Below are 240 nucleotides of genomic sequence, written 5' to 3' on the forward strand. Positions count from 1 at the left end.
GTTCATCGGGATAATTACGGCGTCTACGGCGTGCGGAAAATGTGGCATGCTCTCCGCCGCGACGGAATTGATATCGGGCGTGAACAAACCGCCCGGCTGATGCGCTTGGCCGGTGTTTCTGGCAAAGGCAAAGGCGGATCACCTATCACAACCCGAAAAGCTAACGTGCCTGATCTGCGCCCGGACTTAGTCGAGCGTGAATTCAAAGCTTAAGGGCCCGAATAAACTGTGGGTGGCCGA

At 56.2% G+C, this 240-nt stretch carries 1 protein-coding gene; it reads left to right on the plus strand.

Annotated features, from left to right (window positions below):
• Positions 1-213: IS3 family transposase (locus HMPREF3048_RS11810; RefSeq protein WP_141758878.1), on the plus strand; the 213-nt coding region annotated here is incomplete at its 5' end.
• Positions 214-240: the final 27 nt, after the last annotated feature.

This window comes from Corynebacterium sp. HMSC075D04 (assembly GCF_001815635.1).
GTDB lineage: Bacteria > Actinomycetota > Actinomycetes > Mycobacteriales > Mycobacteriaceae > Corynebacterium > Corynebacterium coyleae.